Origin of the sequence: Nitrobacter sp. (genome assembly GCF_047149785.1) — a bacterium.
In the GTDB taxonomy this organism is placed as follows: Bacteria; Pseudomonadota; Alphaproteobacteria; order Rhizobiales; family Xanthobacteraceae; genus Nitrobacter.
On record NZ_BAAGBE010000001.1, the window covers coordinates 2,788,846 to 2,804,470 of the forward strand.

General features: G+C 57.1%; 18 protein-coding genes and 2 pseudogenes. 8 read left to right on the top strand and 12 right to left on the bottom strand.

The annotated features are described in order from the left end of the window. Positions 1-33: 33 nt before the first annotated feature. The 4 genes from pseI to ACMDCM_RS12995 form a co-directional block, all read right to left on the bottom strand. Entirely contained in the window at positions 34-1,089 is a 1,056-nt protein-coding gene (pseI, locus tag ACMDCM_RS12980) for a pseudaminic acid synthase (protein WP_412773941.1), read from the bottom strand. A 3-nt stretch (positions 1,090-1,092) separates the two neighbouring features. Beyond that, complete coding sequence (locus ACMDCM_RS12985) at positions 1,093-1,722, bottom strand: NUDIX hydrolase (protein WP_412773942.1); 630 nt, start codon at positions 1,720-1,722, stop codon at positions 1,093-1,095. 140 nt (positions 1,723-1,862) lie between these two features. Further along, a complete protein-coding gene (locus tag ACMDCM_RS12990; RefSeq protein WP_412773943.1) occupies positions 1,863-2,525 on the bottom strand; it encodes an HAD family hydrolase in 663 nt (220 codons plus the stop codon). Beyond that, complete coding sequence (locus ACMDCM_RS12995; RefSeq protein ID WP_412773944.1) at positions 2,525-3,346, bottom strand: class I SAM-dependent methyltransferase; 822 nt, start codon at positions 3,344-3,346, stop codon at positions 2,525-2,527. The genes ACMDCM_RS12990 and ACMDCM_RS12995 overlap by 1 nt, the downstream gene beginning before the upstream one ends. 181 nt (positions 3,347-3,527) lie before the next feature. On the opposite strand from ACMDCM_RS12995, the gene ACMDCM_RS13000 reads away from it, so the two are divergent. Both ACMDCM_RS13000 and ACMDCM_RS13005 read left to right on the top strand, forming a co-directional pair. Then, positions 3,528-4,148: a pseudaminic acid biosynthesis-associated methylase gene (locus ACMDCM_RS13000; RefSeq protein WP_412773945.1), complete on the top strand. Its 621-nt coding sequence runs from the start codon at positions 3,528-3,530 to the stop codon at positions 4,146-4,148. A 66-nt stretch (positions 4,149-4,214) separates the two neighbouring features. Beyond that, positions 4,215-4,940: a cytidylyltransferase domain-containing protein gene (locus ACMDCM_RS13005; protein ID WP_412773946.1), complete on the top strand. Its 726-nt coding sequence runs from the start codon at positions 4,215-4,217 to the stop codon at positions 4,938-4,940. 108 nt (positions 4,941-5,048) lie between these two features. Here the strand turns inward: ACMDCM_RS13005 and ACMDCM_RS13010 are convergent, their stop codons facing one another. The 3 genes from ACMDCM_RS13010 to ACMDCM_RS13020 form a co-directional block, all read right to left on the bottom strand. Beyond that, on the bottom strand, positions 5,049-5,231 hold the full coding sequence (locus tag ACMDCM_RS13010) for a DUF6876 family protein (RefSeq protein WP_412773947.1): 183 nt from the start codon (positions 5,229-5,231) through the stop codon (positions 5,049-5,051). 62 nt (positions 5,232-5,293) lie between these two features. Then, positions 5,294-5,653 carry a hypothetical protein gene (locus tag ACMDCM_RS13015; RefSeq protein ID WP_412773948.1) on the bottom strand — a complete coding sequence of 120 codons (360 nt, stop codon included), beginning with the start codon at positions 5,651-5,653 and terminating at the stop codon, positions 5,294-5,296. 53 nt (positions 5,654-5,706) lie between these two features. Then, complete coding sequence (locus ACMDCM_RS13020; protein WP_412774748.1) at positions 5,707-5,892, bottom strand: UvrD-helicase domain-containing protein; 186 nt, start codon at positions 5,890-5,892, stop codon at positions 5,707-5,709. A gap of 349 nt (positions 5,893-6,241) precedes the next feature. On the opposite strand from ACMDCM_RS13020, the gene ACMDCM_RS13025 reads away from it, so the two are divergent. From ACMDCM_RS13025 to ACMDCM_RS13035, 3 genes are read left to right on the top strand one after another with little or no spacing between them, the layout of a single operon-like run. Then, positions 6,242-6,877, top strand: coding sequence for a tyrosine-type recombinase/integrase (locus ACMDCM_RS13025; RefSeq protein WP_412773949.1), 636 nt, complete (start codon positions 6,242-6,244; stop codon positions 6,875-6,877). Next, positions 6,868-7,161 carry a type II toxin-antitoxin system HigB family toxin gene (locus ACMDCM_RS13030; protein WP_412773950.1) on the top strand — a complete coding sequence of 98 codons (294 nt, stop codon included), beginning with the start codon at positions 6,868-6,870 and terminating at the stop codon, positions 7,159-7,161. The genes ACMDCM_RS13025 and ACMDCM_RS13030 overlap by 10 nt, the downstream gene beginning before the upstream one ends. A gap of 16 nt (positions 7,162-7,177) precedes the next feature. Then, positions 7,178-7,552 carry a helix-turn-helix domain-containing protein gene (locus tag ACMDCM_RS13035; RefSeq protein ID WP_412773951.1) on the top strand — a complete coding sequence of 125 codons (375 nt, stop codon included), beginning with the start codon at positions 7,178-7,180 and terminating at the stop codon, positions 7,550-7,552. A 63-nt stretch (positions 7,553-7,615) separates the two neighbouring features. On the opposite strand, the pseudogene ACMDCM_RS13040 reads toward ACMDCM_RS13035, so the two are convergent. Continuing rightward, positions 7,616-7,771, bottom strand: a pseudogene (locus ACMDCM_RS13040) (relaxase domain-containing protein); the annotation flags it as partial. A gap of 729 nt (positions 7,772-8,500) precedes the next feature. Here ACMDCM_RS13040 and ACMDCM_RS13045 point away from each other — a divergent pair. After that, the gene (locus tag ACMDCM_RS13045) at positions 8,501-9,319 is read left to right on the top strand and encodes a hypothetical protein (RefSeq protein WP_412773952.1); all 819 of its coding nucleotides are present in this window, start codon (positions 8,501-8,503) and stop codon (positions 9,317-9,319) included. Positions 9,320-9,346: 27 nt separating this feature from the next. On the opposite strand, the gene ACMDCM_RS13050 is transcribed toward ACMDCM_RS13045, so the two are convergent. The 4 genes from ACMDCM_RS13050 to ACMDCM_RS13065 all read right to left on the bottom strand — a co-directional run bounded on the left by ACMDCM_RS13050 (position 9,347) and on the right by ACMDCM_RS13065 (position 13,860). Further along, on the bottom strand, positions 9,347-10,654 hold the full coding sequence (locus tag ACMDCM_RS13050) for a glycosyltransferase (protein WP_412773953.1): 1,308 nt from the start codon (positions 10,652-10,654) through the stop codon (positions 9,347-9,349). Further along, positions 10,651-12,186 carry a glycosyltransferase family protein gene (locus tag ACMDCM_RS13055; RefSeq protein ID WP_412773954.1) on the bottom strand — a complete coding sequence of 512 codons (1,536 nt, stop codon included), beginning with the start codon at positions 12,184-12,186 and terminating at the stop codon, positions 10,651-10,653. Before ACMDCM_RS13055 ends, ACMDCM_RS13050 begins: the two co-directional genes overlap by 4 nt. A 19-nt stretch (positions 12,187-12,205) precedes the next feature. Next, positions 12,206-12,727, bottom strand: coding sequence for a hypothetical protein (locus tag ACMDCM_RS13060; protein ID WP_412773955.1), 522 nt, complete (start codon positions 12,725-12,727; stop codon positions 12,206-12,208). A gap of 284 nt (positions 12,728-13,011) precedes the next feature. Further along, positions 13,012-13,860 carry a hypothetical protein gene (locus ACMDCM_RS13065; RefSeq protein WP_412773956.1) on the bottom strand — a complete coding sequence of 283 codons (849 nt, stop codon included), beginning with the start codon at positions 13,858-13,860 and terminating at the stop codon, positions 13,012-13,014. 273 nt (positions 13,861-14,133) lie between these two features. Between ACMDCM_RS13065 and ACMDCM_RS13070 the strand changes: the two genes are divergently transcribed. Together ACMDCM_RS13070 and ACMDCM_RS13075 are read left to right on the top strand one after the other, a co-directional pair. Further along, positions 14,134-15,093 carry a methyltransferase domain-containing protein gene (locus ACMDCM_RS13070; RefSeq protein ID WP_412773957.1) on the top strand — a complete coding sequence of 320 codons (960 nt, stop codon included), beginning with the start codon at positions 14,134-14,136 and terminating at the stop codon, positions 15,091-15,093. A gap of 215 nt (positions 15,094-15,308) precedes the next feature. Beyond that, positions 15,309-15,558 (top strand): annotated as a pseudogene (locus ACMDCM_RS13075) (IS30 family transposase); the annotation flags it as partial. Positions 15,559-15,625 lie beyond the last annotated feature (67 nt).

The window sequence follows — 15,625 nt, forward strand, 5'->3', positions numbered from 1 at the left end:
TCAACCGACGTTAGCGGCGCCATGGCGGGACCGTCACGCGATCACGGACCACGTCAGCGCTTCACCATAGGCGATGTCGCGCGCGGCGGTGCGGCCGATGACGTCGGGCAGATGCTTCGGCGGCAGGCCGAAGCCGGGCCGGATGACGCGGATGTTCTCGCTCGTCAGAGGCTCCCCCGCCTTGATCGGCTTGACTGCGTAGATCGAACGGCGAAACCGCATGTTGGCCTTCTCGCTCCGGACGGGGCCATATCCGACAGATCCCAGCGCCGACCACGCCGACTTGCAGTCGTCGACCAGCCGCTTGAACTCGTGCGGTTCGAGCGAAAACGCGGCGTCCGGACCACCGTCGGCGCGCGAGATCGTAAAATGTTTCTCGATGATGGAGCCGCCCAGCACGATCGAAGCGACGCAGGCGGCGGAGCCCGGCGCATGATCGGAAAGGCCGGACACGGCGCTGAAGGTCCGGCCGAGATGCGCCACCGTCCGCACATTCGCTTCCTCGATCGGAGCCGGGTAGGCACTGGTACAGTGCAGCAGCGCGATGCCGCCGGCGCCGTTGCCGCGCGCTGTTTCGACCGCCTCCTGAATCTCGCCGAGGCTGGCCATCCCGGTCGAGAGGATCATCGGTTTGCCCTGCTTGGCGACATATTTGATCAGCGGCAGGTCGATCAACTCGAACGATGCGATCTTGTAGGCGGGCGCATCGAGCCCCGCGAGCAGGTCGACGGCGGTCTCGTCAAAGGGACTGGAGAACATCGTGATCCCAAGCTCACGCGCCCTCGCGAACATTTGCCCATGCCATTCATACGGCGTGTGAGCCTGCTGGTAGAGCTGGTGGAGCCCGTAGCCGTCCCACAGGCCGCCCTTGATCAAAAACTCCTCGCCATCGTGAGGAATGGTCATGGTGTCGGCCGTATAGGTCTGGATCTTGATCGCGTCGGCACCGGCGGCGGCGGCGGCTTCGATCAGCTCCAGCGCCTTCAAAAGCTTGCCGTTATGGTTCGCCGACAGTTCGGCGATGATGTAAGGAGGATAGTCCGGGCCGATCTTGCGCCCCCCGATGATGAGTTCCGGGCTCTGCGTCACAATTTACGCTCCTGGTTTGTCTTGCGCGACGTCAAAGGCGCTGCCCAGGAAGCCGGAGCACAAGCCGGGTTGCATGAGAGCATCCAGAAGGGCGGCGGAAACAGCGCCCAACGAGTCAGCCCGGTTGCGCCGGAACGCCCGCAACTCTGCGGGTGCAACGATTTCAAGTTCAGAATATTCGCGATTCCCCAGCGCCGCGAAGCGTCGCTGGATTTGCGCAGCCGAGGCGGCGGTCGCGAGCATGATTCCGACGTCGGTGACGTGGCTTTGCGGATCCTCGACGAGCGCGACGGCTCTGGAATGCTCCGACAGCTCGGACACTCCGATGCCGGTTTCTTCCTCGAGTTCGGTCAGGATGCATCGTTCGAGGCTCACCTGCCCGGTCGGCCCGACTGCCGCGTCGTCAACGCCGCCGGACGGCACCAGCTCCCAGCGCCCGGCGTCCATCTCGGAGCGGCCGCTGCGCCGGCCGAATAAGACGCCATCCGGACAAGACAGGATGCCCGTGACGGCGAGCGGCTTGATCTTCAGCGCGGCATGAAGGCTCGGCTCGCGCCGTTGTGCGAGGAAATAGCGGTACTCCGACATCCAGCCGACGATCGTTCTGGCATCACAACAATCGACGCTGAACAATCGCCCGTTGTGGAGATCGTGGGAGCGCAGCTCCTTTTCGCGCTGCCAGATTTCGTCCACGCGTGCCTCGATGTCCGGGCTAACGGTTGGCGCTTTCGCTGCCAGCGTTACTCTCGGCTCCGACTGAAGCAGATGAACATTCAGCATGCCGGTAGTCTTCCAAGGAGATCGGTGAGACGTTCGATGAACACGACCTGACCGGGCCACCCGGCGCGATTGTTCGGGGGCGCCAATGCCCACGTTTTGAGCCCCGCGGCAACTGCCGACATCGCGCCGATGCGGGAATCCTCGACGGCATGCGACAAGGCGGCCGAGCAATGCATCCGCCTCAGTGCCCTGATGTAGGGTTCGGCAGCGGGCTTGCCCGCGCTCACCTCATCGCCGCCGACGACATCGTCGATCCTGTCGGCGAGCCCTCCGGATGCGAGCCATCGTTGCGCGGACAATTTGGGCGACGACGTAACTATGGCGATCTTCAACCCGCACGCGCGGGCGTGCGCCAGCAATTCATGGGCGCCGGCAGCGGGACGCACGCTTTGCTGCGCCTGCGACACCATGGCCGAGTATTTTTGCAGGAGGTCGGCCGGTGTTCCGGGCAGTTTGTGAGCCATCCTCAGCCGTTCGATAATCTCGCCAAGCGGCGGTCCGTTGAGCCGCTGAAACTCGACCTCGTCGCCGCTCGCGCCGAAGGAGGCGAGAAAGGAATAATAGACGTTTTTCAGCGCCGTCAGGCTGTCGGCGAGCGTGCCGTCAAGATCCAGAAAGAGGCCGCTGTGGAGCGGGCTGGCGTCAGTTTCCGGCATCAAGGCTTCCGACAGACAAACATCCGGCCTTGCCCAAAGGCGCCGAATGCGTTCGATGTCTCCGCCGATACCGCTATGTTGAGCAGGGTTGCCGCATGGACCAGCGGATGGTCGTAATCCACGGTGCCCCCATTGATGGCCGGGACCAGCACATAGAGCATCAGGTCGTGAAGCGAAATGAAATCCTCGATCTCGACCTCAAGGCCGAGCGTTTTGAGGTGCGGCAGGATGCGTGTTTCGTCGAAGAACAAGTTGAATGCGGCGGGCGTGCGCGCGGGCAGGTCCAGCAGGGTGCGGCAATGATTTTGCCGATCATAGGTCGCCATCGAATTCTCGATCATGATCAGATGCCCGCCCTCCCGCACCCTTGCGGCAAGGCCGGTGATGGCACGCATCTGCAATTCGACGGATTCGATGTTGATCAGGCAGCGATCGGTAAAAACGACATCGTATTGCGCCAGCAATCCCGACGCCGCCGAAAGCTCGAGCGCGTTGCCGATCCGGAAGCTGGACCTGTCCTGGAAGCCGTTGGCCGCGGCTGCTTCACGCGCGGCGTCGATCATTTCCGCGGTATAGTCGATGCCGTCGAGTTGCATGCGCGGGAATTTTGCGGCAAGGCCGAAGCAGTTCAAGCCATTGCCGCAACCGACTTCGAGAACGTGTGCCGACGCATCGCCGAGCCCGATCGCGGACATCCGGCGCGCCAATGCGTCGATCTCGAGCATCTTCGCGGTTCCGGTTCTGGTGGTGGCGCCGAGCGCGGTGCCGAATTTCGATGCCCAGTCCCGCCAATGAGCCTTGACCTGCTCGGGATCCATCATAGCCCTTCCATCTGCCTCTTCCGCGGCTCGCCTGACATTGCCGGGGTTTACTCTCCTGTGCGCCCGGAGCCAATGAACGGAGCGGTGGCCTTCCGCAGGTTCGTGACGAGAGCATGTACAATGACCCGCTGCTCGTTTTAGTTGTAGTAATGACGTGAAACTTCAAGGGGAACCAGCACATATGACCCAGATCACAGCACAGGAGGAATTCTGGGCCGGGGAGTTTGGCGACAACTACATCGAGCGGAATCAAAGCCGGAACGTGCTGGCCGCCAAAACCGCGATGTTTGCCCGAATTGTCCGGCGATGCAGCAACGTGCGGTCGGTTCGGGAGCTTGGCGCCAACATCGGTCTTAATATCCTGGCCCTCAAGACCCTGCTTCCATGCGCAGCGTTCCAGGCCATCGAAATAAACAGCCTGGCCTTCGAAAGGCTGGCGACAATACCCGGAATAGCTGCTTCCAATACGACGTTGTTCGAACCGGTCGGGTGGTCGAGCGTCGATCTGGCGTTTACCGCCGGTGTCCTGATCCACGTCAATCCCGACATGCTGCCGGTGGCCTATGAAAGGCTCCATGAGGCCAGCAATCGTTATGTCCTCGTGGCGGAATACTACAATCCCTCCGTGGTCGAGATCAGCTATCGCGGTCACAGCGGGCGTTTGTGGAAGCGGGATTTCGCCGGCGAGATGATGGACAAGTACCCCGATCTAAAACTTGTCGATTACGGGTTTATCTATCATCGAGACCCGGCATTCCCTGCTGACGACCTGACGTGGTTCCTGATGGAAAAGCGGGCCTGAAAATGTCGGGAGGGTGCACTGGCGACGTCGTCGGCTATATGATGAGCGCCGTTCCCGGTTTCCACGATGCCAAATGACGTCGTCATCATCACCCAGGCGCGCATGACGAGCACCCGCCTTCCGGGCAAGATCCTGATGCGCGCCGGGGAACGCACACTTCTTGAAACGCATCTCGATCGCCTCGCCGATGTCGGCGTGCCCGTGATTGTCGCGACGACAACGAATCTCTCCGACGATCCCGTCGTCGAACTCTGCGCCGCACGCGACGTTCCGGTATTTCGTGGCAGCGAGAATGACGTACTGGAACGTTACCAGGGAGCGGCGCGGGCACACGAGGCTCGCCACGTGATCCGCGTGACGTCGGACTGCCCGCTCATCTGTCCAGACGTAATTCGCGCCGGCCTCGACGTCTATTCGGGCTTGAAGAGCGAGTCCGTTTATCTCTCGAACGTCGAAAAGCGGACCTACCCTCGCGGCATGGATTTCGAGATTTTTTCCCGGCGCTCACTCGACGTCGCAGCGGAGAATGCCAGGCTTCCGTCCGAGCGCGAGCATGTCACAGGATATATTCGCACGTCGATGCCGGATATTCGTCACGAGTCCTGCACGGATGAAGACGATCTCAGCGACTGGCGCATTACCGTCGACACCGGCGACGACTTCAAGCTCGCCAGGCTTTTGATTGAAGACCATCATGCAGCCGGGATGGATTATCCGGGCTTAAAGGCTTTGCTGAAAGCGCATCCGGAACTCAAGAAAATCAACTCTCACATTCAGCAGAAACCGATCTAAGAAACTGGAAAGACCCAACGGACATCACTGGAGGATGCGCGCACCTTGAGTCTCAAGATCAAAAAATGCCGGCCACGGCGCGGCTTATTCTCCTTGAGTCCACTCCGTCTAATATTCGCTCGGCAACAGAATGACGTTGTCGATAAACCATAGCGTAACACCAGGCGCCTGAAAGTCGGTAAAGATCATCTCCAGCCGATACAGACTGCCGCCGTTCCCGTCTTCGCATGTCGGCATGACCCGACTTTGCTCTACGGCCAGCTTCCACACCTGAAACGGCTGGCCGCGCACAGATGCATTAATTGTTCAAGTCTGTAAGAATATTGATGGTCATGTGATCCTCTCTTTGTTGGTCAAGAGTTGCATTGGCTGATGCAGCCTTGGCCCTCGCCGAGAGCGGGGTGTGCAAACCGCAAGAGAGAATCCGCCGGCGTGGAGCGGGCTGGAGCGAAACGACGACACGGCCCAAGGATTATCCTTGTGGTGCGCCGAGGAACGCCGTGATAGGCTTCAAGGCTGTCCAACTGCCACGCATCGACGACATGGAGCCACTCCGTGGCGAGAAAACGCGGAGTGAAGCTGGTCAGTGACGCCTCGCCCGCCGCCATCTTGAGCGCCCCGCGAATCTGGTCCTCGGTCGCCGCCCTCGGGTGGTGTCCGAAGGCCAGCGTGAACAGTTCGTGCGCTACGCTTTTGAAGGGCAGCACGGTCACGCGGGGAACGACGCCACTGTCTTCGCCAGCCAGTGAGGATGCGCAGCTTGCCTTCAGGCGCATTTGGCAAGCGGCAGCGAAAATGTCGTGAGTAATAGCCGCGCCTGCCGATGCTGGCGCAGGATGTTCGCGGCGCGATGTAGGGCAACGACGGTCTTGCCCGTTCCGGCGGAGCCGGAAATACCAGCAAGACCCGTGCAACCAGCGATACGACGCCATTCCTGTACGCTACCGTGTATTTTGCCACGCGACGCTTAAAATCTCTTATAGCTTCAATGGCTTAATTTTACCGAACGGTGGCGGAGAGAGTGACCGCCTCCGCCTAACTCATGAAGGACCGTAGAGAACCGCTAGCTGGCAAAAAAATATTAAGGCTACCGTGTGATACGACCGTTTTGATCGCCGAAGCGCGCCGATATAAACCGGTAAGAACCGGCTGCTTGACCGGGGGTCAACACGGGGGCGTATGATGGCGTTAAGTGCGCGGCAGGTTGATATCCTTAAAGCGCCGGGACGCTATGGCGACGGTCACGGCCTTTGCCTTCAAATCACGCCAAGCGGCGCTAAAAGCCAGACAACAACTTCTTGATGGTATCGATCGAAGCGCGCCGGTTCGAGCGCGCGAAAGCGGCTTTGGAAGCGTCAAAGGCGGTCACTTTTGAAGAGGCCGCGACGACGTATTTCGATGCCCATCAAGCGAAGTGGAGGAATGCGAAGCACCGCAACCAGTTTATCTCCACTCTAAAGGAATACGTGTTTCCCAAGCTCCGGAAGCTCGCCGTAGCGGATATCGACATAGGATCGGTTCTTTCGGTCCTTGAACCGATCTGGCCTACGAAAACTGAGACTGCCAGTCGTGTGCGCAGTCGAATCGAAGCCGTCCTCGATTGGGCAGCCGTCCGGAAACTACGGACCGGGGACAACCCGGCGCGCTGGAAAGGCAACCTGCAGCACGTCCTGCCCGCTCGCTCGCGGCTCGCCAAACCGCAGCATCATGCCGCGCTTCCCTATGCCGAGATACCGGTTTTCATGGCATCGCTTAGAAAGCGGGACGGCGTGGCAGCGCATGCACTCGAGTTTACGATTCTGACCGCGGCACGAACTGGAGAAGTGGTCGGCGCTCGCTGGGAAGAGATTGATCTCACCCCTACACTTTTTCCCAAAAATGGAAGCGCTATCTTCCATTCCCTGGAAATCTGCACTAGTATCCGTCCATGCTGGTGATCGGCACGGACATTGTTGAACAATATTGCGCCGAACGGTCCGGTCATCGGGGTATTGATGCGGCGCGCTCTCAATACAGAGCGTGGCTTGCGATTGCAGGAGTTTCGGATTGGCGGACGCCGCAGGACGTGAAGCGTTCGCACCCCAAGGCGAGCATCCTGAAAGGCGGACGGGTGGTATTCAATATCAAGGCCAATGACTTCCGGCTGATAGCCTTGATGCAGTATCGTGATGGCGTGGTGATGATCCGCTTTTTCGGCAGCCATGAAGAATATGACAAGTGAATGCGGAGACGGTGTGATGAAGACAACTTTGATCGTTATCCAGAACCAGGCTGATCATGAGGCGGCCAAGGCCCTTGTCGGCAAGCTGATCCAATCGAGCGATGCCGCCGATCGTGCGCGCATGGTGGCGCAATCGCGCCTTATCGAAGCCTATGAACGTACACGCTGGCCACGCAAGGCGCCGCCATTGCCTGATTTGCTGAGCTATCTGGTGGAGCACCATGGTTTGACGCGTGCCGATCTTGTGCCGCTTCTGGGCACGGCGAGCCGCGTTAGCGAAGTGATGTCCGGCAAGCGCGAATTGAGCATGACGATGGTGAAGCGTCTGCGCGAACGTTTCCACATTCCGGCCGACTTGCTGATTTCGGCAAGCGAGAGTGTTGCGGCTTAGGTGGATACCGTCCTTGCCGCGGCGGGCGAAGATGGCTTCCTTCTCGATCGTGGCAAGGGTGGAGCGGACCGCACGGGCCTGGGCTGTTTCGAGGTTGCGCCGCAGATCGTCATCCGCAAAGACCCTCGCCAGCGAAACCGAGCGCGGCGCGGAAAACGTCAGGTCGAAAGCAGGAACGCGCTGATCCGCCTTTCCGCCCGCATTGGTGATGAGCGATTGCCCGTTCTCGCCGAGCCATTCATAGAGGCGCGCGAACTCCTTCGGCTGGACCGTTGTCGCATCACGCCGGCCGAGATCGCCCGACGGCGCATATCAGACGCCGTCGAGCTCCCGCTCGCCAAGGTAATATCGTCACCGAGCACATAATAGGCGCTGGACGCCGCCACATTCCACGCTGCAACCACGGCAATGATCTCCAGACTCGAGACCATCGGGATGCAATCTTTTCAGGTGAGAGAGTTGGATTCTGACTCTCTTAATTGGCGCTTTTCACTCAGAATCCAAAAATGCGGAACAGCGAAGCGATAAGGAGCTTCTCACAAGGAAGTCGCCACACCTCCTTCATTGACCGATCGGGAGGTGCGATCAAAAAGAGCTATGGATTTCCCTGGCCGATCGGTTTTGTTTGCCGGCATCCGCCGAAGACTTGTCTGGCGCCTTGCTACCCCGGTCTCGTCCCGGTTTTAGCCGGGACCTACAAACGGGAAGAGTTGCATGCGCTTTTCAAGTCTTGTGGCTCCGAGCCGCGGGTGTCTTCGATCGCCCAAGTATGGAGTGTTGTTGATCTGCAAAAAGTCGGCGCCACCACGCCGGCGCGGAGCAAGACGATCGACTATTCCCCCCTCAGGAAATAGATAATCTACGGTTCGACTGACAATCCATCTAATGTTAAATCGAGCGAGCGAACCACCATAACAGGGTGCATGTTCTATATTACGGAGACTTCTAGTGAACGAAGTTGCTGGTGCGTCAAACGTTAGAGCGGCCTTTCCCGCCCACCCCGGGAAGGATGTCATCTTCGATAACGGAACTACCGTTATCTCGCTGAAGAAATCCCGAAGAAAAAGACATGACGCGATCGTCATTACCTTCGACCCCATGATGGCACTCGATATTTCTAAGCCGGCGTTTGGAGAAGCATTCTTGAGCGAGGCGGGCTTTGATCTTATAACCGTCCAAAAGCGTCGGGAAAATTGGTACCAAGATGTTTCGGACAGCGACATCGCCGCCATAACGAACGCGCATAGATTAAACTACGGCCGCGTGTTCACCTATGGGTCAAGTATGGGGGCATATGCGGCATTATACTTCGCCAGGTCGTTAAATGCTACTGCGTTGGCTTATTCGCCTCGCGATCCGACCTACTACCGATATGCCGGGGATCTAGCCTTCACAAAACGCTTCAACATGACGCACAGAAGCTTACGGGAAGTTGGCGACTCCAGCACGCGGCATCTCGTTATTTTCGATCCTTTAAATAATATCGACGGACCTTATTTCAAGCAAGAGGTGGCTCCAGTCTTTAAAGCAGCGATATTTGGGAAACTCCGGTATACGGCGCATCCATCAATCTATGCGCTCCATGAGGCGCGCCTGATCAAGGATATGGCCCTAGAGTTCTTCGGTAACAAATTTCCAAACATGCGAAATATCGCTTTGGCAACTCATACAACTAGAACCTACCTGACGAGCCTCGCCGCAGCGTGCGACAAACGTCATCCGCACTGGGCATCTTCGATTAGATCGAAGATTCTTCCGTCATCGTAACGGCGCGCTGTCCAACGCTCATTCAGCTCAGCGAGCATAAACGGCGTTTCCTCCAGCCGCGCCGGGTGAAAATTCCTTCCAGAGGCTCAGATGAGCGTCTAACATCTCGTCTTCGGTCCACGGCTGTTCGAGGGACCGGTTTGTCGCGATCCATTGCTGCTCGTTCCCAACCAGCTTCAACATAAGCTCGGCCAGAGACCGGCCGTCTCGCGGTGAGAAGGTGAACCCGTTTTTCTGCGGGATCACTCTTTCCTGCAGGGCTGCAATTGCAGAAGCAATGACCGGCCTGCCGAACATCCACGCTTCGGAGACGACAAGACCGAAAATCTCCCACCACGTTGAGGGCACGATGACCCAGTCAACCGATGCCATCCGCTCGGTCAGTTGATCGCGCGCATATGGGCCGTTCTCGCGCAAGGTAATCCTGCCGGATTGGGATTTGCGCAGCTCCTCTACCTGCTGATTGATTTTCTCCAGATAGGGGCCGGATGCGTAATGCTTGTTGCCGCCATTTATCTCGACCACGATACCTTCCGCCGGAAGCCGTTTCTCTCTTGCGAGTAACAACAAAGCATCCAGTATGACGTCCACGCCCTTGTTGTCGATGAACTGACCGAAAAATCCAAAACGATTGACTTGCCGGGAATGCTGACTGCGGTCAAATGCAGTGCCCAGGTTGGCTTGACCGTTTGGTATGACCACGCACTTTTCCTGAGGCAATCCCCATTCCACATATCGCTCGGCTATGAACTCTGATGGAAAGACAAAAACGTCGCACTCCGCAAGAGCCGCCTTCAGGCGCGTCGATCGCAGCGTCACAAACTCCGGACGAAGATCTGGAAAACATTTATTGCACGAGAGGGGAGAAGACGCCCGACAGAGATCGCGCGAGCCTTGCTTCACCATTTGCCCGTCGGCCATGCATATGGCCATCATTTCGTGGAACGTAAAACAGATGACTGCATTCGGTGCCGCGATCCTGGCCGCACGAATCGATTCCACCCCCACGCGATGATAGTGATGGAAGTGGATGACATCTGGCTTGAGCCGCTCGATCAATTCGCGAAAAAACTGGATCGAGCGCCAGTCTCCGACCGAAAGGTGCAGAAAGTCATAGTACTGGGGGAAGTAAAAGTACTGCCGCTCCTCTCCTTGGACGGGGACGATGGGTGCGCCCGGTTTGCCGTATACCTGATCGTGATTGGCCTCAAGCGCGGCGATAAAGTAGGCTTCGTGCTCCTGCTTCAGGCTAGCCTGAAACATTTCAAATGCCACCTGTTGAGCGCCTCCCGGTGCTACCGAAGGATGAAGGTAGCTAACGTAGATAATTCTCATGGAGCCCGCCTGCTCGTCTTGGCGAGATGCTTGTCGAAATAGTCGCCATGCTCCGCAGTAAAAAAGTAGCGGTTCGCTATCGATGCGCCGCGATATTCTTCACCTCGGGCACGCGACCCCTGTCCTTCGAGATGCACGAGGCGAATTTGCGGATGTATGCAAACGGGCCCGTTCAAAGCGCTCCAGCGCAACGATAAATCGGCATCTTCGTAGTGGCCATAGATGTAGCGCGTGGAAAACCCACCGAGCTTTTCAAATAGAGGCCTTTCAAAGCCCATCACCGCCCCGGTTATCGCCGGCACGGTCTTGGGCTTCTGCCACTCCCGTTCAGAGAAAGGCACGCCCTTGTCAAAATGCTCGACGCGCAACAAGCGTCCGTATGGAGCCAGCAGAGAATCGTCGGTCCGATTCAGAGAATTGCGGCGTACGAACGAATCGTTGTCGATGAACATGCCGGAATGCATGAGATTGTGATCGTCGTAGAACAGCAAACCGCCCCACAACGTTTTTCCCAATTTGGCTTCGGCCAGCACCTGCTTCATCTGCCGGGCGTAAGCGGGAACCGCGTATACATCAGGATTGATGATGAAGATTCGGCTGCTTGCCGCATGATCGATAGCGACATTGTTTGCCGCGCCAAAGCCTGCGTTATCGCCCAGAACAATGACAGTGATCATCACATCGTACAGGTCTGACATGAGGCGCGCATATCGCAGAACCTCGTCGGCGTCTTCGGGCGAGTTGCAGACGTAGATCCATTCGCCGAAGTCTATTCCGGAAGCCCTGAATAGCATCGGCTGAAGCTTGATCGGCTCGGTCGAACCAAATAGCACCGTCACGAAAGAGCTGGATACCTTGCGCGGCCTGAATCGCTCGACGTAAGAGCTCGAAACAGCTGACGTCACGTGAGACCGAAAAAGCTGGATCAGAGCCTTTCCGGAAGCTCCGCAGAGAAAACCATTCAGAGCCGCTTGTTTTCCAGAATGCGCTTCACACGTAGCGATAATTTGCAACAGCGTGTTAAGAACGCGCTTGTCGGACACGATCTCAGGGGTGACTTTTGTCTGAAAGGTGCCAGTCAGCGAGGCGACTTGAAACAGCAGCGACTGCTTCAAGAGAGTCTTCGAAGGAGACTGCCCAAAGGCAACAAACCCGTAGTCGTATGCGCCGTCCCTGACGTGCTGCTCGACGTCTTTCCGGGCCTGCCTGAAACAGGCCGCTGGCGGCAGTTCGATCGTGAACTCTCCACCGATCAGCTTCATCCGTGGGGTTTCACAACCCTCATCGGCGAGCCAGCCGATGATCAGACAGAACCCCGACTCCGACACCAGGTACCGTTCGACCGAGCAGGCCACGGTCCCGGTCTCCCGGCGAATGGTAGAGTGCTTGTTCTCATCGATGCCGAAGCGCAAATAATGATCCAGCGCACTAACTGCCTCACCCGAGGTCAACGCCGTGCGCGCTCCCGGATTGGATTCGAGATATCGGGCTTCGTCAAAGTTGCGAATAGCGACAGGAAGCACTTCTAACATATTCCTTCCTCAACTTAATTCAGCGGGGCGGGGCGGGGAGCGCCAGCTCGCGGTATCCGCGCCTGACAAAATCGTCGTGCGCCTGTTTTTCTTCAACAGATTGCCGCGCGCGCATATAACGGCGCGCATACCATTGGGCGTCGACGCCCGGCTTGGATGGCAACCTGCCTTCGGCATATCCGAAGTTTTCGAAGTGCTCAGCAGCGCTGGCTACTTTGCCATCGAGCATCGCCTCTGCAACGTCAGGATAAGTTTCGATATACCATTCGCTGTCTACGATCGGTCGGGAGCCGAGACGTCCCTCAAGATATCCGACCGCTCGAAAATGCGCCCACCCCGATGGAAACCCGTTACTGCTGACCGCGGCAGCGATGTCGGGATAAGTCGTAAGATACCAATCTTCATCGAAATCCCAGGACGAGATGTACAGATCGAGAAGCCTCGCCAGTATCTTCCGCGGGAGCTTGACTTCGTCTGCATCGGTCTTGAATTGATCAGGTAAATCACCAAAGGCAACCCGGGGATGCGGGATATTCACCATTCGACCTCGTCCTCATTAGAATTCCCCAACATGGGCGCTGCGGCATCCCCGTACACTTCAAAACCAAACCTTGGAGCCAGCTATCGAGAAAACGATTGCTCCTATGTGAACGACTGTCGTCCCCACAAATCCCCTCCTAATTCGTGCCCCTGAGACGCCTTGCGGCAAGTTCGGAGCCACGCGAACCGGCGCCTCGTACCAGCGTTTCCTTAGCAGGGCATCGCGATAGATACGTTGCAGCACGATCTTGTTCGTTCGCCCGAACATCTGAATGTTTTCTGCTATCATTGTAGGACTAAGGAATAACGCACAAGGTCGCGATCTATGGTTAGATAACAGCCTTTCATCCTGCCTCGCATGACGTACAGATATGGCTTTTTGCGAATATCCTGAAAGTTTCGATCGGAGGCCGTAAGATCGACTACCGAAGGGTAAGCATAGCGATCGCCACCGCAGGACTTGGACCACAGCATTTGGACGGAGAGGAGTATTCCTCCCGGTTTCCAATTCAACAGATCCTTCGAGGTCATGTAGCCGATCCGGCCAACTGTTTGATCTGCGCCCTGCGCGGAGTAGATCGCGATATATGTGTCGCCAGCCCGAACGATCGAAGATATACGGCCAGGTACGCTGAGCGGCTTACAGGGCTTGCGCCCACCCTTGTCGGAGTAAGGGTCGTAGGCGGAAGGCTCAAAGCCATCGCCAGTCCAATATCGCCACGCGGCGGCGTGCGTGAGATCGCTGGTGCGAAAAAGACAGGTACCTGAAGGCTGATCGCCGCCGCCGGTCGTGTAAATTGAGACGTAGAACTGGGTGCCTTGCTTAATGATGTTGGACGGGCCAAAAAATCCCCTCGGCACGCCCGGATGACTCCGATGGGTAAAGTCTGCAGCGCCGATCGGCTTCATCGGAAGCTTATGGAATGATCGGCCGCCGTCATTAGAGCGCAATGCAACGACAGCATTGTACCAGCATTGCAGATAGCTATGGAAAGGGCAGGCGCCCGCCACCTTTTGTCCGTGAAATTCGTTGTCGCCTAAAGCAAAGATAACGTTCCCATCGTCCGTCCACGTAGATGCAAGCCATGTCCGATAGGCAAATCGGGAAGGATCTGGATTCACTTCGCTTTCCATTACAGGAGTGCAGTCTCGTGAAAACGAGCCATCCGAGTGCATAAAAAGCGACCGAGTGATGTTGTGAGAAAGAAATCCAACGACTGTTCCATCATTCCTTCGAAATGCTCGAAATGGCTCATCAGGAATATTCAGCTCGCTGCACCGCTGTTGATTATAATTGTATATGATCTCGGGACCACCGCTTACCGCTAGTGATAGCGGAAACGCTGGGTTTACAGTGATAAGGGTGGCGGCTAGAAAGATTAGAGCGCTCCGCCACCAGGGGGATAAATGGCCTATCAGAGCTTTGACGGTCAAATTGGCGACTCCAAATCTAACGAGAAGCTGGATCGGATTAGACTACCCAATTCCCTGCAGGGCAAGTCCCTCTTGGATCTCGGGTGCAATGAGGGATTTTTCAGTATAGAAGCTGCGCGCCGCGGTGCATCTCGCGTGTTGGGAGTTGACCACGATGATCGGGCGTTGGGATCGGCACGCAGGCGAGCCGAACAATTGGATCTGAAGATCGAGTTCCGTAAAGGGAATATGACCGATCTTCCAAACGAAAAGTTTGATTATATTCTTTTGCTTTCAGCGTTGCACTATATAGCCGAGCCCGCGAGGCTTTTGGCCGGCATCCGCGACATTTTGAATGATGATGGTTTGTTAGTTCTCGAAATCGGTGTCGCGCGCCGAAATCACGCCACGACAATCGGGCGCGCATTACGTTCGATCGATGACCGCTTTTTTGCGACCGAGGAGCTCTTGCGCGGAGTTTGGCTGCGTGATTACGCGGTCAGAGATGTCGGCCCTAGCGTCGAACAAGAGGGCGATCCCATTCCGCGGCGGGTCTTCCATGCGAATAAACGTAGAACCGACGTTATTTTCGTTTTGGGTAAGGGAGGCATAGGCAAGACTTCCCTGGCGTGGCAACTTGGTAGCGCCGCTGTAATTTCCACTGACCAATTATTTACGCCGGCACGTGGGCATAAGCCAAAATCCTCAGTTTCTCAGATCTTGTATGATGCAGCAGTGCAGAAGGCAAATGGGTCTATTTGGGCTGCTTGGGACATGATTAAAGACAAGAATGAAGTGCGCCAAGGTTTTAGCGACGTGATCGCGCGCGCAATTCGCCAATGTGCCGGAGCTGATGTTGTCGTCGTGGAGGGCTTCGTACTTGAAGAAATCTTTATTGATGTGAAAACGTCCCTGGGTAGTGATTTTTCATGCTGGGTATGTCGTCAGGCTTAACGTTTGAAAAAGAACTTTCGGCAAACCGCCGAGGACATTTTTACTCTCCTTAAACGACCAAGCCACGATTGAATGTGCTGAGCTTCGTCTCAGGCATTTGACTTGATGTGGTCTGAACCGCTCCGGATTTGCCGGAGGCTCCAATTCCTGGGAAGTGGAGCTATAGGCAAGACGACGAACAAGTTCTCCCCGGGAGTGTGCCAGCGCGCGGTGCGGCTGGGCCCTACGTGGTATGGAAGGGACGCCGAGTTGTTCACCGTCAAAGCAGGCGCTGGTCGAGGCCTGGAGTCCTGAACAGATCGCGCATTGGCTTCAGCTCGATTACCCCAAGGATGCGACTACGCGCATCAGTCATGAGACAATCTATCAATCCCTGTACATTCAGGGACGCGGAGCATTGCGCCGCGAACTGACAGTCTGTTTACGTTCAGGCGTGCCTTGCGTCTTCCGCGAGAGCGGGCTCGATGCTGCGGTAAGTCGCTCGTCATGCTGCTGACCGAGGGGCAGATGAGCGACCACTAGGGCGCACGCC